This is a genomic window from Gottfriedia sp. NPDC056225 (assembly GCF_042267765.1).
Lineage (GTDB): Bacteria > Bacillota > Bacilli > Bacillales > Bacillaceae_G > Gottfriedia.
Window position 1 is genome coordinate 52649 of record NZ_JBHJTJ010000022.1, and the last position, 26569, is coordinate 79217.

The following is a 26569-nucleotide window of genomic DNA, read 5'->3' on the forward strand; positions in this document are numbered from 1 at the left end:
ACTACTCCTTTTCTAAAGCCAAATAGATTTTTCTTTTCCACGCCGTAAATTCGTCGCTTAATAATAATTCTTTTTTTCGTGGTCTTGGAAATGGCACAATGATTTCTTCTTTGATTTTGGCGGGCTTGTCAGAAAATATATAAATTCGATCAGACAATAGCAGCGCTTCATCAATATTATGTGTGACTAATAAAATAGATCGTCGTTGCTTTTCCCAAATGGATAAAAGCCATTGTTGCATTTCAAGTCTAGTAAATTCATCTAAGGCTGAAAAAGGCTCGTCCATACACATAAAAGATTGCGGTGCTAGTAGCAATCTTAAAAATGCAACTCTTTGTTTCATCCCACCAGATAGTTCATGAGGGTAAGCATTTTCATAGTTTTCTAACCCTGTCTTTTTAAGCCAATCTCTCGCTAACGTTTCGTCAGGTTTATGCTTTAATTCCTGCGATAAAACAATATTTTTCAATACCGTTCTCCAAGGTAGAAGCGCATGATCCTGTGGCATAAAACTAATGTGACCAAGTTCACCATTTATGATTGATCCATTTAACTTTATTTCTCCAGAGTCCGGTTTTAATAAACCACCTATTAGATGGAACAATGTACTTTTCCCACTACCAGATGGACCTAAAATGGAAACAAATTCTCCTTCATTTACATAAAGAGAAATATTGTCTAGTACTTGTTGATTACTACCATAACCCTTTGATAGTTGTTCCACTTGTAATGTCATTTCTGTTTCTCTCCTTTAATTTTCCATTTAACAGTAAATCGCTCAATCATTACAATAAGGAAGAAGAACAGCATACTTAAAAGCATAATGACAAAAATGGAAACAAATACTCGATCTGTTCTAAATGACGATGAAGCTAGCGTCATATATACTCCAATTCCTGATTTTGCTCCAAGCCATTCTGATATTACTGCTCCCATTACACTATATGTAGCTGAAATCTTTAAGCCTGAAAAGATTGAAGGTAGAGAAAACGGAAATTCAACTTTCCAAAAAATTTGTGCTTTGGATGCTCCTGCCATTTTCATATAATTTATTAACTCACTTGGTGTTTGTCGAAATCCATCCAATGCTGAAACAGTTATGGGGAAAAAACACACGAGCGATATAATGATTAATTTTGGCAGTACACCAAACCCGAACCAAATAATTAAAAGTGGTGCTAATACAATAATTGGTACATTTTGCGAAAGAATTAATAATGGATAAAAAGCTTTCTTTACACCTGGTATTAAATGCAATAGAAATGCTATTAAAAGTCCAAGCAAGCTACCTATTAACAATCCGATAATCGTTAATTGAATTGAAGATGTTATATGTGGAAGTATAGAATCCAAAGAATGAATTCCTTCTTTAAAGATTGCAATTGGTCCTGGCAATAGCCAAGGCTCTATTTTCCAAATTTTAATACTGAGCTGCCAACAGATTAAAAAAAGCAGGATGACAACAAATGGCTGCCATCCTTTCATATTTTTTCGTTTCATTAACGGTACTTCTCCGTTAACACATCCATTGTAATCCCTTGTGGTTGATAAAGGATTTTCATTTGAGTTATAACATTATGGCAACCTATTTCGATCATTCTTTCATTCATTTTTTGAACAACTTGTAATAATTCATTCAAATCACCTTCCATTGTTGTTTCCAATGGCTGTACTTGATATTTCACACCTGATTCATCAATAATTTTAATCGCTTCATCGACTGCGGGAATGACATCCTCAATATTATTTGTTTTTGGTATTATTTGAACACTCATTAATGTAGTTTTCAATTTTACTCCTCCTTATTTTGGTAAGAATTCATTTGTAAAAGCTTCTTCTGGCTTAAATTTACCTTCTAATAATTTATTTTCAGCTAAAAAATCTGCATAGTTTTTCCAAACCGTTAACTTTTGCTCACCCCAACGATTTGCATCGTCTTTATATTTAGATGCTAACCACTCTTGGCTTTTTTCTACTAAATTTTTATCTAGATCTGGATTATCTTTAAGTAAAATCGCTGCAGCTTCCTTCGGGTTATCAATCGCAAAATTATATCCTTTTGATGCAGCGGCAACAAACGCTTTTACTACTTTCGGGTTTTTACTAATCATTTTTTCGTTTGTAGCTAATACTGGCGTATAGTAATCTAGTTTTTTACTATAATCTGTTAAATAAATCATATTTAACTTCTCTCCACGAAGCTCAGCTTCAATACCTGTCCATCCTTGATAAATCCAAGCAAAGTCGATATCTCTTTTTACAGCTGTAAAGAAATCAGCATCGCCCATATTAACGATATTTAACTTATTAACATTCGCATGTTCTTCTGACATAAGTGATTTTAAAACGGCTTTTTCAACCGGTGAACCCCATCCACCATATGTTTTTCCAACGAAATCTTTTGGAGACGTAATTTCTTTTTTCGCAGGCGATGCAAAACCAGAAGTATTATGTTGAATAACTGCTGCAATTGAAACAATTGGTACATTTTGAACTCTAGCCTGTGTAATTGACTCTTGATAAGAAACGCCAAAATCCGCTTTACCTGAAGCAACTAATTGATCTGCTCCTGTTTCTCCTGGACTAATAATATCTACATCAAGGCCTTGTTCCTTAAAATATCCTTTTTCTTTCGCAACAAATAGCCCCGTATGATTTGTATTTGGTGTCCAATCTAGTACGACTGTCACCTTTTTTAATTGCTTGCTCTTTCCACTAGTCGCGGTTTTACTTTGACCACACCCAGTTAACATTAAACAAATAGCTACTAAAAAAACTACTAATCTTTTCATTTACTAATACTCCCTTTTGTTTTTGGTTTATACAAAAATAAAACGCCCGGATAGTAACCCGGACGTTAATGCGCTGTAAAAAACATATCTAAAAAGAGATACTGTTCCCTACGCTGGCATCACCCAGATCAGGTTCTAAGAGTCAACATCTTAAGGATGTTATCTCAGCCAGCAACACTGGCACCTCCACATTTTTCTCATATAAACTTTTCATCATAAATATAACAGATAATGATTGAATTTACGAACTATTTTTAACCTACGTTTAATTGTTTTAATAGTCTGTTAATACAAGCTATTTAACGATAAGATTTTGTCATATTTTAAATGAGATTATTAAACAAAAATATCATTTCTTATAGTAAAATCTTACTTGAATATCGAATATACTACATCATCAAATTATGATTAAAATGAGGGGATTTTTTGAATAAACCAATCGGAGTCATAGACTCAGGAGTTGGGGGCTTAACAGTTGCCAAACAAATTATAAGACAATTACCTAAGGAAGATATAGTATACCTAGGCGATACTGCTAGATGTCCATATGGATCACGACCATATGAGGAGATCAGGGAATTCACTTGGGAAATGACTAATTTTCTTTTAGAAAAAGACATAAAAATGTTAGTCATCGCCTGCAATACTGCCACTTCAGTAGTATTAAGTGAAATGAGAGAAAAACTTCAAATCCCAGTAATAGGTGTTGTGCACCCTGGTGCCAGAGCTGCAATAAAATTAACACAAAACGATCAAATCGGTGTAATTGGTACGAATGCTACTATAAATAGTAAAGCCTATCATGGCGCACTAAAACGAATTAATGACAAAGTGATAATTAAAGGTTTGGCTTGTCCAGAGTTTGCTGGAATCGTCGAAAATGGGGACTACAATAAACCTGAAATATTTGAGATTGTTAAACAAACTCTTACCCCACTTTTAGATTCAACTATTGATACACTAATACTTGGATGTACGCACTACCCTTTATTAAGCCCAATCATTCAAAAGGTGATGGGTCCTTCTATTCAGCTCATCAGCTCCGGCGATGAAACAGCATTAGAAGTCAGTGCAATACTCGATCAACAAAATATTTTATCTAATTCCGAAAACACTATACATGAATTTTATACAACTGGAGATCCAATCGTTTTTAGTAAAATAGCTTCCTCTTTGTTCCAAGAGCCTTTGGAAAATGTAAAACATATAAAACTATAAGAGTTCTAAAGTGAACTCAATAAAAAAGAAAACCAACAAAGTAAACATTTGTTGGTTTTTGTATTTTTAAATTGCAAACGCTCATCAATTTAATCAAATTTAATCTTTTGTATTACTTGAAAAATAATCTTTCAGCATCGCATTATTCTTTACAATATCATCTAATGTATATTGATCTAAAACTTGTAAAAATTGATCCAATGCGTTATTAAATATATGTTTTAAAGAACAAACAGGCGTAATAACACAAGTACCGCCATGCTCAAAACATTCTACAATATTAAAGTCTTCTTCGGTTTTACGGATTATTTCTCCGATGTTTATTTCCGCTGGCAATTTAGCTAAACGAATTCCACCATTTCTGCCACGTATAGTCTCGATATAGCCCATCTTACCTAAATTATAGATTATTTTCATTAAATGGTTTTTAGATATACCATAGGCTTCAGCGATGTCTTTTATATTAACTAATTTTTCACGCGGTTCAGAGGATAGAAATATTAGTACACGAAGAGAGTAATCCGAATAAGTTGTTAAACGCATAACTTGTCCTCACTAATTTATTTTGATTAATCATAGCATAATTGTGAACATTTTTTAAACTTTTATGTATTTTTTCGAAAAAAGTTCAAAAAGATGTATTTAACATATTGCTTTAACCGATATCAAGGACTAAGATAAAGATGTATTTATTATACTACTTTAAAATGTATATAGGGGGATTTTCCATGCTTTCTCAAAAAACAATCGATATTATTAAATCAACTGTTCCTGTTTTAGAGGTAACAGGTACAGAGATCACTTCCGTATTCTATAAAAATTTATTTACAAATCATCCTGAATTATTAAATGTATTCAATCATACGAATCAACAAAAAGGTAGACAACAAACCGCTCTTGCTAATACTGTTTTAGCTGCAGCTCAAAATATTGATAAACTAGAAACAATTATACCTGTTGTAAAACAAATAGCACAAAAACACCGTAGTCTTTTAGTTAAAGCTGAGCATTATCCAATCGTTGGGCAACACTTACTTGGTGCAATTAAAGAAGTACTTGGTGATGCTGCAACTGAAGAAATACTTGGTGCTTGGGGCGAAGCTTATGGAATTATAGCTCAAGTGTTTATTGATATTGAAAAGGAAATGTATAATGAAGCTGCCACTCAAGAAGGCGGTTGGTCAGAATTTAAAGAGTTTACAGTAATTAATAAAGTAGAAGAAAGTGATGTAATTACATCATTCCACTTAAAACCTAAAGATGGATCTTCAGTTCCTACTTTCCTATCTGGACAATATATTACTGTTCGTTCACAAATTCCTGGTGAAGAGTACTTATCAAATAGACAATATAGTTTATCTGATGCGCCTGGTAAAGAATACTTTAGAATTTCAGTTAAAAGAGAAGCTGAAGAAAATCAACCTTTAGGAAAATTCTCAAATTATCTACACAATCAAGTTAATGTTGGTGACACATTAGAACTTACTGCTCCAGCTGGAGACTTCACAATAAACACGGAAAATGCTTCAGATGTTGTTTTCCTTAGCGGTGGAGTTGGAATTACACCATTAATTAGCATGGCTAAATCAATTGCAGCTAGTCAACCAAATCTTCAAGTTAGCTTCATAAGCGCTTCAAGAAACGGAAAATTACAAGCATTTGAAAATGAACTAAACGAATTAAAAGAACAATTAGCAAATTACAATTTAACATTTGTTTACGAGAACCCTTCTGAGGAAGACCTTAAAAATAGCAACTTTAAAAAGCAAGGTTATATTGATACAGAATGGTTAAAAAACAATATTAAATCAAACAATGCAGATTATTATGTATGTGGTCCAGTACCATTCTTAAAATCTATTATTACAAGCTTAAAAGAATTAGGCATCAATGATACTCAAATTCATTATGAATTCTTTGGACCATCAATGAGCTTGGACACTGAACCAAAAAGCCTTGAAACTCAAGGCTAATATTTAAAAAGGGATGCTCAAAAGCTTGAGCATCCCTTTTTACCTGCGTTCTAATACTATAGCAACTCTTTTTAAAATCGTAGGAATCGTAAAACTACCAAAGAATGCGATTAGATCACTTGAGTAGTATTTTTTTAGCGATCCATATACTAAGCCACTAAGCATCATATCGTACAAAAAGAATCGACCGAAATCACGTTTCGTTATAACCATAAAGACGATTGGTGCATTTCTTGTTGTAAGAATAAGCCCACCTTCTTCTATGAAAATTAATCATTTAACAAAAATGAAAACTACTATTTTATTTACGTGGTAAATACCAATAATATTTTTCAATCTCTTCTTTTAATTTACGCATTCCCATTTTTTCTAAAACTCTAATTGAGGCATAATTGTAAACAGAACAAATAGCGATTATTTTTGTGACATTCGCTTTCTGTAGTCCCCACTTGCAAAAAGCCTTGCCCATTTCAGTAGCATAACCTTCCCCTTGATAATTAGGCGCAATACTATAGCCGATTTCCATTACCCCATTTTCGTCAGGACCGCCTTTAAATCCCATGTCTCCAATAATTAACTTATCTCTTTTATGGATGATCATTCCTTCATACTCTTCTTCTTTAGGATGCGTTTGAAAACGTGAAATTTTATAAGGAAATAGATTTTTATATACCGGAATTGGCCATCCACTGGCAAATCGATAATTCTGCTTTTCAATTTCTAATTCATTTTCACCATTTAAAACAGAAACCATAGCGTCTGCTGTAAAGGTCATTAATATTAAATTTTTAGTTTCAGTGATTAACATTAAATTACTCCTGTTTACTTGATTTTATTGATTACGGACTACTGCTTTCCTTTAAAAAATATTCTAGAAATTACTAATCCAATTAGACCAAGCAAAATAAATAAACCAGCTCTTACTAATAAAGTAATATTTGGTAAATCTATTAAAACAAGTTTCCCTAATGTGAGTAATAATAAACCTATACCAATATAAGTCCACACTTTAAACTTTTTAAGGTTTCCTAGACTCATAGCTACGATCGAAAGCAAGATCCAACTTATATTAATTGATAGCCGAATTGTATTATCAGACTGATTTAGCATAATTATTTGTACAATCTGTGTTACAAGTGCAATGAGAATAATTGTAATTACTAATGAACCACTTATTAAAGTAGACTGCTTTTCTTCTCCATTCTTATAAGTCAAAATGACAATCGCAATAAGGGCAATGATTAATACAACCCAATTCATTGTTTCAAATGACCATAAAGATTCGATTGGAACGGTTAAAATAGATATTCCCACTGGTATGAATGTCATGGCTGCTATGATTAATTTCAACAAATCACGATATTTTATATAGAATAAATAAGTGAGTAATGCCTGAATAATTAATACCGTCTTTAATAAATCACCTGATATGCTGTCTAAGCAAAAGAATGCAAAAGCTAAAAGAAAATTCGTTGAAAATGCAAAGAAAAGATCTGATTTCTTCTTATATAAAATACTTAACAATAAATATCCTACACAAAATAAAACCAATATTGTTGTTCTTGTCTGGTCTTCATAAGCGCTAAAAACCCATCCTATTGTTAAAATAAAACTAGTGTGAAGTATTAATATTTGTTTTCTAATTGCAATCTTAGATTGTAACAATAAAACTAGCAAACTAATATGTTGTACGATTATACTAATTGCAAAATAATTAAAACCATTCATACTCAAATTAAATAGAGCCACAATTAAGTAAGATAGATGTAGTAAAATAACGGATGAGAAATAGATAAATTTATACTTCTTAACTGTCGCATAAAACATGAAGCATAAATAAATTGCTGTTTCATAGATTGAAAAAAATAAATAGTTTGGTGAATTACTTTTAACTAAGTAAGGTACGAATACAGCCCCTATAATACTGATCATTCCAATTACTTCTGATTTGTATTTATCCATTGAATAAAACCCAACGCATACCCAAACAATTAATAATGTTAAAGCCATTGTTGAACCAATCATTTGATATAAATGATGCATAGCAAACGTCGTTAAAAACAGTACTGGCAATACACCACCAATTAACGATTGACCAAGTGTTACACGTTTTTTAATCATTTGTCTATTTCCATACCAGTATAAAGCGATTGCAATAATAAATCCTATTCCAACTTTAGCGTACTTATTTAAAACACCATAATCCGATGCTGCCTTAAATCCCCACATCACCCCAAGAATAAAAATAAAGATAAAAAATCTTGGTAACCATTTTTGAAAAATAAGTGCCTCATAATCAACCTTTTCAATTTCGACTCTTTTTTCAGGTTGCTTATATACCGGTGTTTTTTGTGGTTTAGCACTACTTACTTTATGTTGATTTACTTGTTTAGCCATATTTGTAGATTCTTTTGAATGTAAAAGAAATTCAATTTGCTTCTTCATTTCTTTAACTTCTTCTTCAAGTTTTTCTACTTTTGTTTGTAGATCTTGATTCGAGTTATCCACCTGCACCACCTCTTATCATAATTATGAATTTAATTTAAACTAAATAACTTAAAAGACATACATCATATAAGTTCAATATTTTTAAAACAAATCCTATTAAAAAATCCTAACTTTGCAAATTTCGTCATATTTCCCAGAAAATAAGATCACTTACTCAACCTCATACTTATTATAGGACATAAAAAAAATCCTCTATTATAAAAATAGAGGATTTAGTGAATTAAAACATAATTCTTTCTAGTTTTTGTTGCTTAACCATTTCTAAGAAGCTTTCAAATGATTGAGTACCAATATCTCCTTCGCCACGTTTGCGAATAGCTACTGCATTGTTTTCAACTTCTTGATCACCAACTACTAACATATATGGTAGTTTTTGAAGTTGTGCTTCACGGATTTTGTATCCAATTTTTTCACCACGTAAGTCAGCTTCTACACGGATACCTGCAGCTTTTAATTGATCAGCAAGTTTTTGTGCATATTCATTGTGTACACTTGAAATTGGTAATACAGCTACTTGAACTGGCGCTAACCATAATGGGAATGCTCCCGCAAAATGTTCAGTTAAGATTCCTAGGAAACGGTCAATTGAACCATAGATTGCACGGTGGATAACAACTGGACGTTCTTTTTGGTTATCTTCATTAACATAAGTTAAATCAAATTTCTCAGGCATTTGGAAATCTAACTGAATTGTAGCACATTGCCAGCTACGCTTTAATGCATCTTGAATATGGAAATCGATTTTCGGACCATAGAATGCACCGTCGCCTGGGTTTAATTTAAAGTCTAAGTTCTCAGATTTAAGAACATTTTCTAAAGCTTGCTCTGCTGAGTTCCATAACTCTTCTGATCCCATTGAATCTTCTGGACGAGTTGATAATTCTACTTTGTAAGTGAATCCGAATACGCCATAAATTTCTTTAATTAAGTTAATTACTTCAATAATTTCGCCTTCAATTTGGTCTGGACGACAGAAGATATGTGCATCATCTTGAGTGAAAGTACGAACACGCATCATACCATTTAAAGCACCAGAATATTCATGGCGGTGAACTTGACCGTTTTCACACATACGAACTGGTAGATCACGGTAAGAATGTAATTTATTTTTATAAACTAACATATGACCTGGGCAGTTCATCGGTTTTAACGCAAACTTAGTTTCATCTACTTCAGTAAAGTACATATTTTCATGGTAGTGGTGCCAGTGACCTGATTGCTCCCATAATCTTTGATTCATAATGAACGGTGTACGAACTTCTTTATAATCTTTTGAAGTTTGTAATCCGCGCTCATATTGCTCTAATTCATTACGGATAATTGTACCTTTTGGTAAGAAGAATGGCATACCAGGTGCTTCTTCAGAGAACATGAATAATTCAAGCTCTTTACCTAATTTACGGTGATCACGTTTTTTAGCTTCTTCTAATAAATGTAAATGCTCTTCTAATTCTTTCTTGCTTGGGAAAGCAGTACCATAAACTCGTTGTAGCATTTTATTATTAGCATCGCCTCTCCAATACGCACCCGCAACTGATAATAACTTAATTGCTTTTACACGGCCAGTTGTTGGAACATGTGGTCCACGGCAAAGGTCTACGAATTCACCTTGAGTATACATTGAAATAACAGCATCTTCAGGTAAATCACGGATTAACTCTAATTTAAATTCATCATCTAACTCAGTAAAGAATTTAATCGCTTCATCACGGCTAACTTCTGAACGAGTTATTGGTAAATTTTCTTTAATAATTTTTTCCATTTCTTTTTCAATTTTCGGTAGATCTTCTACTTTAATTGAAACTGGCAGATCAATATCATAGTAGAAACCATCTGCAGTTACAGGACCAACGCCAAATGCAGCTTTTTGATCTTTGTATAAACGTTTTACTGCTTGAGCTAAAATATGCGCTGAACTATGACGCATCATTTCTACGCCATCTTTATCATCTTGTGTAATGATTTGAACTTCGCAATCTTCAGTAATAGCTGTATTTAAATCAACTAATTTTCCATTAATTTTTCCACCAAGTGCTTTTTTCTTTAAGCTAATGGAGATTGAACCCGCGAAATCTTCAACTGTTGTGTTTTGTTCCACCTCGCGAATTGATCCATCTGGTAATTTAATTGAAATCATTTAAGTTCACTCCTTTTTCATATTAATTTTGACAATAAAAAAAGAGCACACTCGTAGGGACGAATGTGCTCGTGGTTCCACCCTAATTTAATGTACACAAAAATAAGTATACAAAATCTCAACGTTTTAACGGTCTACACCGATAGTAGTTACTTGTAATAAAATTACGTTCCCCACTATAGCTACAAGGTGGTAAGTCATTCAACGTATAGAGAATTCTCGCACCAAATGAATTCCTCTCTTACTATCGTCTTGAACGCTCTTGTCCTTGATTATTGCTTATCCTTATTCTTATAAAAGTATTATATAGAATGTCATTAAATACTTCAAGTACTCAAATTAATTTAATTGTTTTATCATTCTATGCCATCTTTAAACAGTATGTGATAAATTCACTAAGTTTAAACACTAACTGAATATTTTAATTCACTTAAAAATTTTTCTTTCCAATCATTCTTCCATTTTTCACTTCGCCCTGTATGATGATTAATATTTACTAAAGCATTACGTCCAGTAAAGCAAATTTCACCATTAGGATTAATTCCCATATAGTGGAGATCAATAGATGAGTTTCCAACGTTAGCAATTTTTACAAATACATTTATTTTTTCACCAAAATATACTTGTTGCAAGAAATCGCATTGTAAATCAGCGACAACTGGAATAATCTCACTATGATTTGCCACCCATTCTTGCATTAGTCCTAAGTAATTCAAGTACTCTATACGTGCTTCTTCAAAATAAACAAACGGCACTGTATTATTCATATGTCCAAACAGATTCGTCTCACTAAATCGAACTGTTATTGTAATATTAAAAGTAAATTCAGATTGCCATTCTTTTAAATTTGAAACATAATCCATTTTCCCCATGCTGTCCGCCCCCTAACTTACTATATTATAACACTATTCGATTTAAAAGAATGAATATTCATTCAATTTTTAGGGGGGCAGGGTTAAGATGAATTCTTATCCCCTCTTACAATCGTCTTAAAAATTTTGGTGGATATAATTTCCATATTTATACGTAATTCGTTTAAAATGATTGTTTCGCATCCAGGCATCTACCCTTTTCTCAAAAAGTTCCCCACCATAAATTGGATATCTTTCGGAAACGGCATTTTTTTCGTTATAAATTTTATTTTTAAAATCCTTCGTCCTAATAAAGTAACATTGATCTGAAAAACCGTGACCGATATAAAAATTTACATCTTCATCGATCGATTCCTGTATCGCTTCAATTATATTTCCATTCCAAATAGGATTCGCCACTTTAATTCTCTCATCCTCTTGAAATTTTAAAATAGATGATTCAATCCAATTAAATGGCCTTTCTAAAATTGAATCACTAGAAAAGTGCAACAAATATTCTGTATTACAAAGATAAATACTGACTAGTTCAGAAATTGAATAATAATAACCTCCTTTAAAGCTATCCTTATCAATCTCAAAAAAATTTAGAGCCTCTCTTGAAAAATCTTCAACGACTACATAAGATGTTAAAACATCTCTTGCAACAAGTATATCCGCATACTTACTAACTTCATTTACATTTTCAACATTATTTATATAAAGGATTTTTTCTTTAAATTGAAATTGATTATAATCAATCATCTTTTCTAACCGATCCGTTTTTAGAAGTATTCTCCAATCTTTTTCGTAACACTTCGTTTCAAAAGTTACTTGATTAGGTTGCACTTAATTCACCTCCACAAAAGAGAACAGGCTTAAAGAAGAAATAGGTAAAGTTCATAAAAATGCTAATTTCTGCCTTTTAAATATTGATATGATTTCGATACGGAGTTTATTAGAAATATTTTTTAGAGCATAGGCTCTGTTAATTTATACTGTTGATTTTTAAACAAGGCTCTGTTATAAAAAATTGTTGATTTTCTTATACAACTGATGGCAGTTTAGTTGAAGAAGGTGTTAACACCTAAGAATCGAAATTGTATAGTAAAACTGATGTGAAGTAGGTGGAAGGATGGATATATCTATTCGTCTTAGTAAAATAAATTTCTCAACATTTTTGGGACAAAAGGTTAATGAGGTTATCCAAGTTGGGGCAGAGTTTATAAAGGTTATGTTTGAAAATGGAAATATAAATGTTGAATGTTCTTGGAGATTAAGAAATCAGAACGGCATTCTAGTGGGTTGTAATGAACAAAGTGAAACTGATTTTCTTACAATTTTAAAGAATCATTTATTAAATACTTCAATAACAAATATATATCACTTTGAACAAACTGAAGATTTAATAATTGAATTTGATAAGAATTTATTTTTAGACTTATTTGCTGATTCAACCTCTTTTGAACAGTATCAACTGTATCAAGGAGAGAGATTATTTTTGATTGGTAAATAATGTGCTTATTCAACAAAAGAATGCGTTAGCCAACCATGAAGCTCAAAATTCGGAACTTCACAACAGTGAATGGGAGTTTATATCGTTCTCCCATAGTAGTTGAAGATGAATACAAAATATACTATTAAATTGAATTCATTGTTAATTAAGAAATTCATCTAGGTATCACTTTCGTTTTTATTGATTTATAGTATTGTGGTGGATGGAACAGTTTCCTTACCAGATTCAAAAAAGTCGATTCCTACAACACGAAATCGACTGGACATCTTATATCTAATGAATAATCTATCCGATTCTTAAAATCGTTATTGCTGCTGATATTGAATCATTGGATCCAATAGAGTCGGAAACAATTGGCATAGGGAAACCATCTGCTGCCTTTAATCTCAAAAATGCACCTGCGGGAATACTTATGATAACTGCCATTGTAGTACCATCATTTTGTGAATAAAGAGTTGATGGTGTAACTTCAGTACCATTTACTTCAAGTACAAAAGCTCCCGTTCCATTATAATTAGTAAATGCTTCTATTAAATAAAATCCAGCAGGCGTAATGTCAATTTTTGTTGCGTCTATTCCATCAATTACAATCCCACCGGAAGTTGTAATACTCTCCCATATAACATATGGTGATAGCACAGTCAAAGTTTGGTCTGAATTTCGACGAACATACGCAAACGGGGAATTATTTGCTGTTCCAGTAGCACCCGTTGATCCTGTTGCCCCAGTCGATCCTGTTGCTCCTGTTGCTCCTGTTGCTCCTGTTGCTCCTGTTGCCCCCGTTGGTCCTGTTGCTCCTGTTGCTCCTGTTGCTCCTGTTGTTCCTGTTGCCCCTGTTGCTCCTGTTGGTCCTGTTGCTCCTGTTGCTCCTGTTGCCCCTGTTGCTCCTGTTGCTCCTGTTGGTCCTGTTGCTCCTGTTGCCCCTGTTGCTCCTGTTGCTCCTGTTGCTCCTGTTGCTCCTGTTGCTCCTGTTGCCCCTGTTGTTCCAGTTAACCCTGTTGCTCCTGTTGTTCCAGTTAACCCTGTTGCTCCTGTTGTTCCAGTTAACCCTGTTGCTCCTGTTGCTCCTGTTTTACCTCTTTTTCCTCTTTCGCCTTCTTTACCCCTAGGTCCTCTAGGGCCCGGACAACAACAGCACTTTTGGCAACTATGGCAATCTCGACAATGGCAATCACATTTAAAACCGCAATGTCTTGAGTCTTTGCAGTTACAATTTTTTTTGCTATCTTCTTTCCCCAAAAAATCACCCATTTCTATTAATAATTGGGCTTGTCCTTAAATGAATTATTTCTTTCTATTTATAGATACAATCTATTAATATGTAATTTTTAAACGTTTGATTGGTATGTTAGACTAATAATTTTCTGGGAATATTTTACATTTGACTACTAATACTTTAAGAGATTATCTTAATAGCTTATTCCACTAACCTGCCAGTTAGTACAATAAGAAAATCAACACACTACTTTAAAATAGCCAAAGCAAAAAAAAGCATGTTCATAAGAACATGCTTTTTTAGAGAATTAAATTTCATCGCTTCCAAAGAAGTCTTTGAAAGATTGAATTGTAGTTGCACGGTTTAACGCTGCAATTGAAGTTGTTAAAGGAATACCTTTTGGACAAGATTGTACGCAGTTTTGTGAGTTACCACAGTTTGAAAGTCCACCGTCTCCCATGATTGCGTGTAAACGTTCTTCCTTATTCATTTCTCCAGTTGGATGAGCGTTAAATAAACGAACTTGTGAAAGTGGTGCAGGTCCAATAAAGTTCGATTTACTATTAACGTTTGGACAAGCTTCTAAACATACACCACAAGTCATACATTTTGATAATTCATAAGCCCATTGACGTTTTCTTTCTGGCATTCTTGGTCCAGGACCTAAGTCATGCGTTCCATCAATTGGAATCCATGCTTTAACGCGTTTTAAAGAGTCGAACATACGACTACGATCGACTTGTAAGTCACGTACTACAGGGAATGTGCTCATTGGCTCTAGACGAATTGGTTGTTCCAATTTATCAATAAGTGCAGAACATGATTGTCTTGGTTTTCCATTGATAACCATTGAACATGCTCCACAAACTTCTTCAAGACAGTTCATATCCCAAGAAATTGCAGTCGTTTCTTTTCCATTAGCGTCAACAGGGTTTTTACGAATTTCCATTAATGCCGAGATTACGTTCATATTCGGACGATAAGGGACAGTAAATGTTTCTTCATATGGTGCAGTATTTGGTGAATCTTGACGTTTAACGATTACCGTAATTGTCTTTTCAGCAGTCATTGTTCCATTATGCATTTGCTTTGTCCTCCTTCTTCTTAGAATAATCACGTTTTCTTGGTTCAATTAATGAAGTATCTACATCTTCGTAATGGAAAAATGGTGAATTTGTCTTCTCATCAAATTTAGCCATTGTAGTTTTTAAGAAATCCTCATCATTACGGTCTGGGAATTCTGGTTTATAGTGAGCTCCACGGCTTTCATTACGGTTATAAGCACCTAAAGTGATAACACGTGATAAGTGAAGCATGTTTTCAAGTTGACGAGTAAATGAAGCACCTTGGTTACTCCATTTAGCTGTATCATTGATATTAATGTTTTGATAACGCTCATAAAGCTCTTGAATTTTCTCATCAGTTTTTAATAAGCGATCATTGAATCGAACTACAGTAACGTTATCTGTCATCCATTCTCCAAGTTCCTTATGAAGAAGGTATGCATTTTCTTTACCGTCCATTTTATAAATGCGATTCATTTTTTCTTTTTCTTCATTAGCATTTGCTTCATATACAGAAGAAGAAACATCATCTGAAGATTTCGCTAAACCATTTACGTATCTTACAGCATTTGGTCCAGCAACCATTCCTCCATAAATAGCAGAAAGTAATGAGTTAGCTCCTAAACGGTTTGCTCCGTGCATTGAGTAATCACACTCACCAGCTGCAAATAATCCAGGGATTGTAGTCATTTGGTCATAATCAACCCATAATCCACCCATAGAGTAGTGAACTGCTGGGAAAATTTTCATTGGAACTTTTTTCGGATCATCACCTGTGAATTTTTCATAAATCTCGATGATTCCACCAAGTTTTACATCAAGTTCATGTGGATCTTTATGTGAAAGATCTAAATACACCATGTTTTCGCCATTGATACCAAGTTTGTGGTCAACACATACAGAGAAAATTTCACGTGTAGCAATGTCCCTTGGTACAAGGTTACCGTATGCAGGATATTTCTCTTCTAAGAAATACCATGGTTTACCATCTTTATAAGTCCATACTCGTCCACCTTCACCACGAGCACTTTCACTCATTAAACGGTTTTTATCATCTCCAGGAATTGCAGTTGGATGGATTTGAATAAATTCACCATTTGAGTAAATCGCACCTTGGCGGTATACAGCTGCAGCAGCTGAACCAGTATTGATAATTGAGTTTGTAGTTTTACCAAAAATAATTCCAGGGCCACCAGATGCCATAATTACAGCATCCGCAGGGAAGCTTACGATTTCCATTGATGTTAAGTTTTGTCCGACGATACCACGACAAACGCCTTCATCATCAACAGCAACTCTTAAAAATTCCCAACCTTCATACTTTTGAACAAGACCTTCAGATTCGTAACGACGAACTTGCTCATCTAATGCGTATAATAATTGTTGCCCAGTCGTAGCACCAGCAAATGCTGTACGGTGATGTTGCGTTCCACCGAAACGACGGAAGTCTAATAGTCCTTCAGGCGTACGGTTGAACATTACACCCATACGGTCCATCATATGAATGATACCAGGTGCTGCTTCTGCCATCGCTTTTACTGGTGGTTGGTTTGCTAAGAAATCCCCACCATAAATTGTATCATCAAAATGCTCCCATGGAGAGTCACCTTCACCTTTTGTATTAACAGCCCCATTAATTCCACCTTGAGCACATACAGAATGTGAACGTTTTACAGGAACTAATGAGAATAAATCTACTTTTGTACCAGCTTCAGCGGCTTTAATTGTTGCCATAAGACCAGCTAGTCCGCCACCGACGATAATTATTTTCCCACTCATGACTATATCTCTCCTTACAAGTTCGCTAGTGTTGGATCAATGAATGCAAAGATAGCACGTAATCCAACGAATGTTAATAAAACGAAAACACCTAATGTTACATATGTTGAAATACGTTGTGATCTAGGTGTTACAGTGATTCCCCAAGATACGAAGAACGACCATAATCCATTAGCAAAGTGGAAAATTGTTGAAATTACACCTACTATATAGAAAACTAACATAAATTTTGAATTGAAAATATCAGCCATCATATTATAGTCAACTGTTGCTCCCATTTGAGCAGCAATACGTGTTTGCCACACGTGCCAAGTAATAAAAATTAGAGTAACTACGCCAGAAATACGTTGGAATAAATATAACCAGTTACGTAAATATCCATAATTTTTAACATTGCTAGTACCTGTGAATGCGATGTAAAGTCCATAAACCGCATGGTATAAAATTGGTAAGAAAATTACAAAAATTTCTAAAAAATAGCGGAATGGTAAATTCGCCATAAATTCTGCAGCTTTGTTGAATGATGATGCTCCATTTGTCGCAAAATGATTGACAACTAAGTGCTGTGTTAAAAAGATTCCAACTGGAATAACTCCTAGCAATGAATGAAGTTTTCTAAAGAAAAACTCCCTTCCATTCTTGTTGCTCATGTAAACCCCTGCCCCCTTTAGTTTGTACACATGAAAATTTAATTCTTCTATTACTCTTAAAAAATAATAAAAAGTAATACTGCATAAAAAGTCGAAATTTTTATGACATTTATCTACAAACCATTTTACTCCTGATAATATAGCAGGTCAAGAAAACGCGTACATTTTTCTTTACTGAAAAAACTTCTCATTTAGTTTGTTTATCTGTACTGTATAGAGCCTTCCAATTATTGCTATCAACGTTTCCAAATATTGTTTTTCTTATTGAATTTTGTATATAATAAAAACATGTTTTTTAGGAAGAGGAGTTGTTATCCGACTATGACGAACGACATTAATATTGAAGATATAAATATTCCGGGAAATATTTCTGGTTTTGGCTATGAACTTATACGCGATGATCTATTAAACGATTTACTAGGAAAAGATCAACATGATATTTTATATTGGGCGGGTAAAATGATTGCCAGAAAATATCCCTTAGCGACATTTGAAGAAATTATCGAGTTCTTTGAAAGAGCAGGATGGGGTACTCTTACTGTTGAAGAAGAAAAGAAGCAAGAAGTTCATTTAACATTATCGTCTGAGTTAATTACATACAGAAATGAGCATAAAAAGAACGTTTCTTACCAATTAGAAGCAGGATTCCTAGCGATGCAAATTGAACAGCAAATAGACGTCATTGCTGAAACATATGAAGAACAAAGTAAAAGAGGCCACAAAGTAAAATTCCAAGTAAAATGGGATTTAAAAGATCCAATTACAAAAAAATAAAAATAACCACAAGGCATTTTTCCTTGTGGTTATTTTTATTACAAAAAAACACAAAATCCCCCTCATCTGCCCTTACAAACCTTTTCACTCATTATTACACTACCTTTATTCTGAATTCCCTATTCCCTGGCCTTCCTCACTTTTCCTGCACATAATCTCTTCCTCGATACTTACTTCGTTTTTACGTTTAACTCCTTTAATAATAGAATTAGTGAAAAATAAACAAATAAAAACAAAAAACAAAATGGTGAGTATTAATAGCACAAGCTGTAGCACAATTTCTCCATATCCGTATAAAATTAAACTATGCATCATTATTAATACCTCCTACTATTCAATTCTAACATTCGACACCCTTTCTTAATTTACAGAATATTTACTTAATTTATTCGATTAAGTCACAAAAAAACCCTTTTATGCGTCCTCTCAATACTCTATGGCTTTAAATGATTATAGTGATTATTTTGTTAAATTCACTATTTAGCCGTTTTATAGAAAGATTGGTTTGCCTAAAAGGGTTTTTATTTACTATTTAATTTTCTACTGCTACTTCTTCATTGATACGATTTAATTCATATCCTTCATGAAGCGCATGTACTGCTTCTTGTAATTTTGATTTAGGAATAACAGTTGACACTTTAATCTCAGATGTACTAACCATTTTTACGGGAATATCACTGTCAGCTAAAAATTTAAACATTTTCGCAGCTACACCTGGATTTGAAACCATTCCACTACCAACAATTGAAACTTTAGCAAGTTCGCTTTCAAAATCAAATGAACGATAACCTAAAAATTCTTTCTTTGACTCTAGGACTGTAATTGCTTCCAACATATTTTCTGATTTAATTGAAAATGAAAGATTTACTAAATTATCAGATGTTACACTTTGAATAATAATATCAACATCAATACCTTCAGTTGCTAATAAAGTAAAGATTTTAGGTAATAAATCTACATGATTATTTAAACCGTTTAAAGTCATTCTTGTTACATTAGACTCGAATGCGATTCCTCTTACGACTGATTGTTGTTCCATTTCTTGTTCCTCCCCAATAAATGTACCGATTTCATCATGTTGACTTGATCGTACTTGAATGACTAAATTATAATTTTTTGCGAATTCAACTGCTCTTGGATGTAAAACAGCTGCTCCTAAAGCTGCAAGCTCTAACATTTCATCATACGAGACATGGCTTAATTTCGACGCATTTGGCTCAACTCTAGGATCCGTCGTATAAACTCCTAATACATCAGTATAGATATCACAACGTTCTGCGTTTAAAGCTGCAGCTAAAGCTACTGCAGTAGTATCTGAACCACCGCGGCCAAGCGTTGTAATTTCATTATTTTCACTTAAGCCTTGGAAACCAGCTACGATTACGATATAACCTTCATCAAGCAATTGTTGAATTTTTTCAGTATGAATAGTTTCTATTCGAGCATTACCATGAACAGATTCAGTCTGAATACCTGCTTGCCAACCTGTTAGTGAAATGGCTTTAAACCCTTTAGCTTGGATTGCCATTGCAAGTAATGAAATAGTAACTTGTTCACCTGTTGTAAGTAGCATATCTAATTCGCGCTTATTGTTTTGTGGACTAATTTGTGTTGCTAGACTAACAAGTTCGTCAGTATGATGTCCCATAGCTGAAACAACTGTAACGACTTGATTTCCTTCTTTGTACGATTTGGTTACTGTTTCAGCAACATGCTGTATTCGTTCAATTGAGCCTACTGAAGTACCACCGAATTTCTGAACAATAATTCCCATTTTTCTCATCCTCACTTTTTAACTTAAAAAAGAATACAAAAAAGCGCGTGAAGCAATGTTCACGCGCCTAATTTACAATAAATAAAATAGACAAATCATCAACATCTCTTCAATAGCTCCCCGCATAATTATTAATTATTATGCGACAGTACTACATTTCTTAAATGCAGTCCCAACAAAATGAATTGTGGATTCATTTTATTTCGGCAAAACGTCCTTTCAACTGTCCATCACAACGCCACACGTCTATGACAGCATACTCTTAGGTTTTGCACCTCTATTACGAGAGAAAATCATTTAATTTTAACTAAAATATAAATTATTTTGAAAATAGTGTCAAGATAAAAATATTGGAAGAAACTAAATATCACTCATTATGGAAAAATTGATAGATTCCTTCTGCAACATTTTTTGGTATTTTCGCTGCTATTAACTCATCAATTGTTGCTTCTTTTATTTTTTTAACAGATCCAAAATATTTTAGTAAGGCTTTCTTTCTAGTACCACCGACACCTGGAATGCCATCTAATGCAGATTGAACCATCGATTTACTATGCAACTGACGGTAAAATTCAATCGCAAATCTGTGCACCTCGTCTTGAATTCTTTGGAGTAAAAAGAATTCTTGGCTTTGTCTTCCTAATTGTACAATTTGTGGTGGCTGTCCAATTAACAACTCTGAGGTTCGGTGTTTTTCGTCCTTAACAAGTCCTGCGGTTGGAATGAATAAACCTAATTCATTTTGAAGTACATCCTCTACTGCAGCTAAATGTCCTTTACCTCCATCGACGATAATTAAGTTGGGTAAAGGTAGATTTTCTTTTAATGCTCTAGAATATCTTCTCCTTACAACTTCACGCATTGAATCATAATCATCTGGTCCTACTACAGTTTTAATTTTATATTTTCGATAATCTTTTTTTGACGGTTTTCCATCTATAAATACTATCATTGCTGAAACAGGATTCGTACCTTGAATATTTGAATTATCGAATGCCTCGATTCGATAAGGAGTTTCAATATTTAATATTTCACCTAGTTTTTCAATTGCTTTAACTGTTCTTTCTTCGTCACGCTCGATTAATTTAAATTTTTCACCGAGACCAATTTTGGCATTTTTATTTGCTAATACAACTAATTCCTTTTTTTGTCCTCTTTTTGGTTGTAGAACAGGCACTTTCAGTAATTCTTTTAAAATTTCAGTATCAACTTTGTCTGGTACGAATAATTCTTTCGGCTTTATATTATGAGGTTTTTCATAAAATTGTCCTATAAATGATAGGAACTCTTCCTCTGGCTCATCGTAAATTGGAAAATAAGACACATCTCGTTCAATTAATTTTCCACTTCGAACAAAGAAAACTTGAACACACATCCATCCTTTGTCCACTGCATATCCAAACACATCTCGGTCGACCAAATCACTATTCATCATTTTCTGCTTTTCCATCGTTGCTTCAATTGACACAATTTGATCTCGGTATTCTTTCGCCCGCTCAAAATCTAATTGCTCAGATGCCGCTAACATTTTTGCCTCTAGCTCTTTTCGAATTTGATCTTCTCCTCCATTTAGAAAACGAACAATTTCATTTACTATTTCTTGGTTCATTTGATCCGTTACTTCTTTTACACAAGGCGCAAGACATTGACCAATATGATAATACAAACAAACCTTATCAGGTAATGAAGTACATTTTCGCAATGGATATAAACGATCTAATAATTTTTTCGTTTCATTTGCAGCAGTAGCATTAGGAAAAGGTCCAAAATATTTTCCTTTATCCTTCTTCACATTACGCGTAATTAATAAACGCGGATGTTTTTCAGCAGTAATTTTAATAAAGGGGTATGATTTATCATCCTTTAGCATGATGTTATATTTGGGATCATATTTCTTAATCAAATTCATTTCAAGAATTAATGCTTCCATATTTGAAGAAGTGACAATATATTCAAAATCAGTGATTTCTTGAACTAAACGATACGTTTTACCATCATGAGATCCTGTAAAATATGACCTAACTCTATTTTTTAATACTTTGGCTTTTCCTACATATATAATTGTCCCCTGAACGTCTTTCATTAAATAGCATCCAGGTTGATCTGGTAATAGCGCCAACTTTTCTTTTAACTGATTATTCAATGTCAAACCCCCTTCCGTGCATTTGTACACTTAATATTATAATCTCCATCGTTAAAAACTGAAAATACTTTAATGTAATTAAGAAAAAATTAAGCTTTCTATTATAACTTTAATCTCAATAATAACTAAGAAGAGGAGAATACTAAATGAAAAAAGTTCGAGCGATTCATTTTTGGATTGGTGTTATTGTTTCGGTTTTCTTACTAATCGAATCAACAACTGGAATAATCCTATACTTTAATAAAGGAGGCGAGGAAAGAGGTAGATTTTCTATGCAAGATGGTCAATTCCCTTCAAGTGGCCAGTTAAATGGAAATCAACAATCTAATTCACAAGACGGTGACAACACAAATTTTCAAAATGGACAAACTGGCAACAATACTCAATTCCCAAATTTTCAAAATAGACCTGAGCAATCAGCCTTTTCAGTAAAAAGCTTACATACCGGTATTATTGGTTTAATAAGTGGAATCGGTCTTTTTATTCTTACTGGAACTGGACTGACTTTATCTTGGATTTTGTGGCGAAATAAAAGAAAAACGAAAAAGCGAAGTGAAAAAGTTTCAATGGCTATTTAATGTTTGGTTCATGCCTTAAATATAGATTTTATGCTCTATAAAACAAAAACCATCTAGATTGTAGTGCACCACAATCTAGATGGTTTTTTATTTTATTTAGCTTGAGAAATTAAGAAGTCGCAGTTTCAACTTTAACTTGTTCTTCTTTATTTTCATTATCTCCAGCTTTTCTATTCGTTAATTTAATTGGTTTTAGGAATAAAGTTACTACTGCACCAATTAAAATGAATCCTAAACCTACAAAGAATACTTGGTGTAAAGAATCCATTAAAGATGTTTTAATGATTGGTAACATTCCTTCTAGGATTGGTTTAGGAATTAATTTTTTAGCATCCGCATTAAATAACATTGTAAATACAGATTGAGGTGTTGTATTAATCATGTCTTTAAATTTGTCTACTAATGGAGCAGCTTGTGCTGGTAATTTATTTAAAAATGGAACTAAATCATGATTTAAAAGTGTTCCTGATTTACTGTTCATTACAGCACCTAAAACAGTAGCTCCAAATGTTCCACCGATTGAACGGAAGAATTGGCTTGAAGATGTAACGATCCCTAATTCTTTCTTATCGAAAACTTCTTGTAGAGCTAGTGTAATTGTCGGCATTACTAAACCAATTCCAAGACCCATAACTCCCATAAAAATTGTTGCAATTGTTTTACTTGAATCCATATCTAAAGTTGTTAGCAGATATAAACCTAATGCGATTACGAACATACCTGTAATAATTTGTGGTTTTATCCCAACTTTAAATACAACCTGACCACCGATAATACTTGCAATAATCATTGTTACCATCATCGGCGTCATAATAGTTCCCGATTGAGTTGCACTTGTTCCAACAATACCTTGCATGAAGAATGGTACGAACATGATTGCACCAAACATCGCGATTGTCATAAAGAAACCAATTAAGTTTAATGTTACGAAAGTTCTATTTTTGAATAAATGCATTGGTAAAATTGGCTCTTTAGCTTTATTTTCGACAATAACGAAGCTAACGATTCCAACCACTGCTAAAACAAATAAACCAATGATTTGCCAAGAATTCCAATCATATTTAACTCCGCCTAAGCTTAAAGCAAGTAGTAAGCTTACAACACCAATGATCATCGTAAACATACCAGCAAGATCGAAATTGATTGGGCCAGAATTTTTACGACCTTTTAATCCTAAAGCAATAAAAATTGTTGCAATAATCCCAACAGGAAGGTTAATATAGAAAACCCATTTCCAGTTTAATGAATCAACAATCCAACCACCAATTTGTGGACCAATTACTGACGCTAAACCGTAAATACCACCGAAAACCCCTTGGAATTTCGCACGTTCTTTACCTGTAAATAAATCCCCGATAACAATCATCGCCATCGGCATCATTACTCCGCCACCGATACCTTGAATACCACGGTAAATGATTAATTCTGTCATATTATTTGCAATACCACATAAAGCTGAAGCTACCATGAATATAACTAAACCTGCAATGTATACACTTCTACGACCTAATAAGTCGGCTAATTTACCAGCGATCGGCACAACAGTAGTTGAAGTTAATAAGTATGCTGTTGTAAGCCAAGTCATCATACTTAAACCACCAAGGTCTCCTACAATTTTAGGCATTGCAGTACCAACAATCGTACCATCTAATGCCGAGAAAAACATTGCTATAATAAGACCAATTAGCAATAGTTTACGATTATTATCTTTTTGAACAACTGTATTTGTACTCAAAATAAATTTCTCCCTTCTCTCCACTATCTTTTTTCTTTTTATAATAACTAATACAAAAAAGTATTTTGTAAAAATTTTCTATATATCAGCCGCTGCGTTAGCAAGCTTTTCTGTAATCTTTGCAAATTGTAAAAGCTCTTCGTCTGAAAGGTTAAACAGAAAGCTTTCAAAAATTTCTTTTCGATCTTTAATTACTGCTTCTAATTTTTTTATTCCTTCCTCGCTTAACAATATATTTACAACTCGACGGTCTTTTTTATCATGCTCTCTATAAACAAAATTATTATGTTCAAGTCGATCAATCATAAAGGATACCGCACTTGGTTTTACACCCATCATTTCCGCGATTTCAGATATTTTACAGCTCTCATTTTTTCTTAAGTACATCAATACAAAAAATTGAGTAGCTGTTACTCCATGACTATTCATACTTTCTGTCACCTTTGGTTGCATTTTGTGAATAGCAGAATGAAGCGCGGTCTGAATCCGTTCAATGTACTCATTTTTGTTCCCCAAGAATATTAACCTCCTTTAACAATTAATCCAAATAAATATTTAATGCCTGTTAAATATTAATGCTTATTAAATATAAAACGTGACAGAAAAATAGTCAATCCTATTTACATTAGAAATTTTTAACAAAATCTAAAGGTTAAACTTGTTCTTATTAATGAAAACCATTACATTTCAGTAATAAATAAACTCCATCGTATTTTGCCAAATGTCTCTTTTTTTAATTAAATATAATCAAAGAAGAAAAACTGTGCAAAAAAAAGAAATGCACTCATATTATGGGTGCATTTCTTACAAATTATTATTAACCGATATGTGGAGTAATTAATTCTTCTAAAGCTTCTTTTGGTTTGAAACCTAAAGTTTTATCAACTACTTCGCCATCTTTAAGAACGAATAATGATGGAATGCTCATAACTTCAAATTTAGCAGCTGTTTCTTGATTTTCATCAACATCAACTTTTACAATTTTAACTTTATCACCATATTCAGAAGCTAATTCTTCTAATACAGGAGCGATCATTTTACAAGGCCCACACCAAGTTGCCCAAAAGTCAACTAGTACTACACCTTCTTTTGTTTCTTCTGCGAACGTTGCGTTTGTTGCGTTAACAATTGCCATTTATATTTCCTCCTATTGCCAATCTATAAAGTAAAATATGATGATTGACATAATTTGTTATAATTTTAAAGAAAGTATACCATATGAGAATTAGCATTTTCTATTAATTTGCTCAAACTTACTTTAACCAAACAAATTGTCGATATACCAGTGAAAGGACTAAAAAAAATGATAACATTTGAAAAAATTACACAAGACTTATTAGATGTAATCGAAGAAATTACAAATTCTAATCAAAGTTACAATTTAATGGAAAACAGTCGACTAACTAGAACGAAAGAAGAACTGCTGAATGAGTATTTTGATTCCTCAAAACAAACAGAAACTTATTTTATAAAGCTAGATGATACATATATAGGATTGGTTGATTTTTTAAAACTTAATCCTAAAGATGGTTTTCCTTGGCTAGGGCTATTAATGATACATAATGATTACCAAGGTTATGGATTCGGAACAAACGCATTTTTATTATTTGAAGAACTACTATTAAAAAGAAGTATTCACGGATTACGTTTAGGTGTATTGCTGAGTAACCAGCAAGCTAAAACATTTTGGGAATCTCAAGGATTTACATATGTTGAAAATAGAACAAATGCAGATGGAATTGAAGTTGAAGTATATGAAAAACTTTATTCGTAAATGTTAAAAAATGACTACCACTACCATATAACTCATTAAGATTATTGAACTAGTCCATAAGTAATTGAATAACTCATTACATTTGTCACA

26 protein-coding genes and 2 riboswitches are annotated in these 26569 nt (G+C 33.1%); of the genes, 6 read left to right on the forward strand and 20 right to left on the reverse strand.

Annotated elements, in window-relative coordinates; genetic code table 11:
• Position 1: 1 nt before the first annotated feature.
• Genes ACFCYN_RS15045 through ACFCYN_RS15060 form a run of 4 tightly spaced genes read right to left on the reverse strand, consistent with a single transcriptional unit; the run spans position 2 to position 2792 of the window.
• Entirely contained in the window at positions 2-736 is a 735-nt protein-coding gene (locus tag ACFCYN_RS15045; protein WP_375950158.1) for an ABC transporter ATP-binding protein, read from the reverse strand.
• Entirely contained in the window at positions 733-1500 is a 768-nt protein-coding gene (locus tag ACFCYN_RS15050) for an ABC transporter permease (RefSeq protein ID WP_375950160.1), read from the reverse strand. The genes ACFCYN_RS15045 and ACFCYN_RS15050 overlap by 4 nt, the downstream gene beginning before the upstream one ends.
• On the reverse strand, positions 1500-1775 hold the full coding sequence (locus ACFCYN_RS15055; protein WP_375950192.1) for a thiamine-binding protein: 276 nt from the start codon (positions 1773-1775) through the stop codon (positions 1500-1502). The genes ACFCYN_RS15050 and ACFCYN_RS15055 overlap by 1 nt, the downstream gene beginning before the upstream one ends.
• 27 nt (positions 1776-1802) lie before the next feature.
• The gene (locus ACFCYN_RS15060; RefSeq protein ID WP_375950162.1) at positions 1803-2792 is read right to left on the reverse strand and encodes an ABC transporter substrate-binding protein; all 990 of its coding nucleotides are present in this window, start codon (positions 2790-2792) and stop codon (positions 1803-1805) included.
• Positions 2793-2880: 88 nt separating this feature from the next.
• Positions 2881-2990, reverse strand: a riboswitch (TPP riboswitch).
• A 228-nt stretch (positions 2991-3218) separates the two neighbouring features.
• Between ACFCYN_RS15060 and racE the strand changes: the two genes are divergently transcribed.
• Positions 3219-4010: a glutamate racemase gene (gene racE, locus ACFCYN_RS15065; RefSeq protein WP_172447336.1), complete on the forward strand. Its 792-nt coding sequence runs from the start codon at positions 3219-3221 to the stop codon at positions 4008-4010.
• A 99-nt stretch (positions 4011-4109) separates the two neighbouring features.
• Here the strand turns inward: racE and ACFCYN_RS15070 are convergent, their stop codons facing one another.
• A complete protein-coding gene (locus tag ACFCYN_RS15070; protein WP_172447335.1) occupies positions 4110-4553 on the reverse strand; it encodes an RrF2 family transcriptional regulator in 444 nt (147 codons plus the stop codon).
• Between the two features lie 185 nt (positions 4554-4738).
• On the opposite strand from ACFCYN_RS15070, the gene hmpA reads away from it, so the two are divergent.
• Complete coding sequence (gene hmpA, locus ACFCYN_RS15075; protein ID WP_375950164.1) at positions 4739-5983, forward strand: NO-inducible flavohemoprotein; 1245 nt, start codon at positions 4739-4741, stop codon at positions 5981-5983.
• 301 nt (positions 5984-6284) lie between these two features.
• On the opposite strand, the gene ACFCYN_RS15080 is transcribed toward hmpA, so the two are convergent.
• The 5 genes from ACFCYN_RS15080 to ACFCYN_RS15100 form a co-directional block, all read right to left on the reverse strand.
• Complete coding sequence (locus ACFCYN_RS15080) at positions 6285-6791, reverse strand: GNAT family N-acetyltransferase (protein ID WP_172447333.1); 507 nt, start codon at positions 6789-6791, stop codon at positions 6285-6287.
• 38 nt (positions 6792-6829) lie between these two features.
• Positions 6830-8491, reverse strand: coding sequence for a DUF2339 domain-containing protein (locus tag ACFCYN_RS15085; protein WP_375950166.1), 1662 nt, complete (start codon positions 8489-8491; stop codon positions 6830-6832).
• A 220-nt stretch (positions 8492-8711) separates the two neighbouring features.
• The gene (gene thrS, locus ACFCYN_RS15090) at positions 8712-10628 is read right to left on the reverse strand and encodes a threonine--tRNA ligase (protein ID WP_172447331.1); all 1917 of its coding nucleotides are present in this window, start codon (positions 10626-10628) and stop codon (positions 8712-8714) included.
• 401 nt (positions 10629-11029) lie between these two features.
• Positions 11030-11500 (reverse strand): acyl-CoA thioesterase, encoded by a 471-nt coding sequence (locus ACFCYN_RS15095; protein ID WP_375950168.1) that lies wholly within the window; start codon positions 11498-11500, stop codon positions 11030-11032.
• Positions 11501-11617: 117 nt separating this feature from the next.
• A complete protein-coding gene (locus ACFCYN_RS15100; protein WP_375950170.1) occupies positions 11618-12325 on the reverse strand; it encodes a hypothetical protein in 708 nt (235 codons plus the stop codon).
• Between the two features lie 286 nt (positions 12326-12611).
• Between ACFCYN_RS15100 and ACFCYN_RS15105 the strand changes: the two genes are divergently transcribed.
• Positions 12612-12992 (forward strand): hypothetical protein, encoded by a 381-nt coding sequence (locus ACFCYN_RS15105; protein ID WP_375950172.1) that lies wholly within the window; start codon positions 12612-12614, stop codon positions 12990-12992.
• 285 nt (positions 12993-13277) lie between these two features.
• Here ACFCYN_RS15105 and ACFCYN_RS15110 read toward each other — a convergent pair whose 3' ends face one another.
• The 4 genes from ACFCYN_RS15110 to ACFCYN_RS15125 all read right to left on the reverse strand — a co-directional run bounded on the left by ACFCYN_RS15110 (position 13278) and on the right by ACFCYN_RS15125 (position 17701).
• Complete coding sequence (locus tag ACFCYN_RS15110; RefSeq protein WP_375950174.1) at positions 13278-14231, reverse strand: collagen-like protein; 954 nt, start codon at positions 14229-14231, stop codon at positions 13278-13280.
• A 284-nt stretch (positions 14232-14515) separates the two neighbouring features.
• Positions 14516-15277 (reverse strand): succinate dehydrogenase iron-sulfur subunit, encoded by a 762-nt coding sequence (gene sdhB / locus ACFCYN_RS15115; RefSeq protein WP_098172247.1) that lies wholly within the window; start codon positions 15275-15277, stop codon positions 14516-14518.
• A 7-nt stretch (positions 15278-15284) separates the two neighbouring features.
• Positions 15285-17051: a succinate dehydrogenase flavoprotein subunit gene (gene sdhA / locus ACFCYN_RS15120; protein WP_375950176.1), complete on the reverse strand. Its 1767-nt coding sequence runs from the start codon at positions 17049-17051 to the stop codon at positions 15285-15287.
• A gap of 14 nt (positions 17052-17065) precedes the next feature.
• Positions 17066-17701 (reverse strand): succinate dehydrogenase cytochrome b558 subunit, encoded by a 636-nt coding sequence (locus tag ACFCYN_RS15125; protein WP_375950178.1) that lies wholly within the window; start codon positions 17699-17701, stop codon positions 17066-17068.
• Between the two features lie 321 nt (positions 17702-18022).
• On the opposite strand from ACFCYN_RS15125, the gene ACFCYN_RS15130 reads away from it, so the two are divergent.
• Positions 18023-18475: a YslB family protein gene (locus ACFCYN_RS15130; RefSeq protein ID WP_375950180.1), complete on the forward strand. Its 453-nt coding sequence runs from the start codon at positions 18023-18025 to the stop codon at positions 18473-18475.
• A gap of 105 nt (positions 18476-18580) precedes the next feature.
• Here the strand turns inward: ACFCYN_RS15130 and ACFCYN_RS15135 are convergent, their stop codons facing one another.
• The 3 genes from ACFCYN_RS15135 to uvrC form a co-directional block, all read right to left on the reverse strand.
• Positions 18581-18790, reverse strand: coding sequence for a hypothetical protein (locus ACFCYN_RS15135; protein ID WP_375950182.1), 210 nt, complete (start codon positions 18788-18790; stop codon positions 18581-18583).
• A 217-nt stretch (positions 18791-19007) separates the two neighbouring features.
• Complete coding sequence (locus tag ACFCYN_RS15140) at positions 19008-20249, reverse strand: aspartate kinase (protein ID WP_172447323.1); 1242 nt, start codon at positions 20247-20249, stop codon at positions 19008-19010.
• Between the two features lie 105 nt (positions 20250-20354).
• A riboswitch (Lysine riboswitch) is annotated at positions 20355-20537 on the reverse strand.
• Between the two features lie 79 nt (positions 20538-20616).
• The gene (uvrC, locus tag ACFCYN_RS15145; protein ID WP_375950184.1) at positions 20617-22392 is read right to left on the reverse strand and encodes an excinuclease ABC subunit UvrC; all 1776 of its coding nucleotides are present in this window, start codon (positions 22390-22392) and stop codon (positions 20617-20619) included.
• A 146-nt stretch (positions 22393-22538) separates the two neighbouring features.
• Between uvrC and ACFCYN_RS15150 the strand changes: the two genes are divergently transcribed.
• A complete protein-coding gene (locus ACFCYN_RS15150; RefSeq protein WP_375950186.1) occupies positions 22539-22970 on the forward strand; it encodes a hypothetical protein in 432 nt (143 codons plus the stop codon).
• 109 nt (positions 22971-23079) lie between these two features.
• Here the strand turns inward: ACFCYN_RS15150 and ACFCYN_RS15155 are convergent, their stop codons facing one another.
• The 3 genes from ACFCYN_RS15155 to trxA all read right to left on the reverse strand — a co-directional run bounded on the left by ACFCYN_RS15155 (position 23080) and on the right by trxA (position 25840).
• Complete coding sequence (locus ACFCYN_RS15155) at positions 23080-24705, reverse strand: MDR family MFS transporter (protein WP_375950188.1); 1626 nt, start codon at positions 24703-24705, stop codon at positions 23080-23082.
• A 78-nt stretch (positions 24706-24783) separates the two neighbouring features.
• Positions 24784-25221, reverse strand: coding sequence for a MarR family winged helix-turn-helix transcriptional regulator (locus ACFCYN_RS15160; RefSeq protein ID WP_172447320.1), 438 nt, complete (start codon positions 25219-25221; stop codon positions 24784-24786).
• Between the two features lie 301 nt (positions 25222-25522).
• Positions 25523-25840 (reverse strand): thioredoxin, encoded by a 318-nt coding sequence (gene trxA, locus ACFCYN_RS15165; protein WP_098120301.1) that lies wholly within the window; start codon positions 25838-25840, stop codon positions 25523-25525.
• Between the two features lie 168 nt (positions 25841-26008).
• Here trxA and ACFCYN_RS15170 point away from each other — a divergent pair, with 168 nt between their 5' ends.
• The gene (locus tag ACFCYN_RS15170) at positions 26009-26479 is read left to right on the forward strand and encodes a GNAT family N-acetyltransferase (protein WP_375950190.1); all 471 of its coding nucleotides are present in this window, start codon (positions 26009-26011) and stop codon (positions 26477-26479) included.
• Positions 26480-26569: the final 90 nt, after the last annotated feature.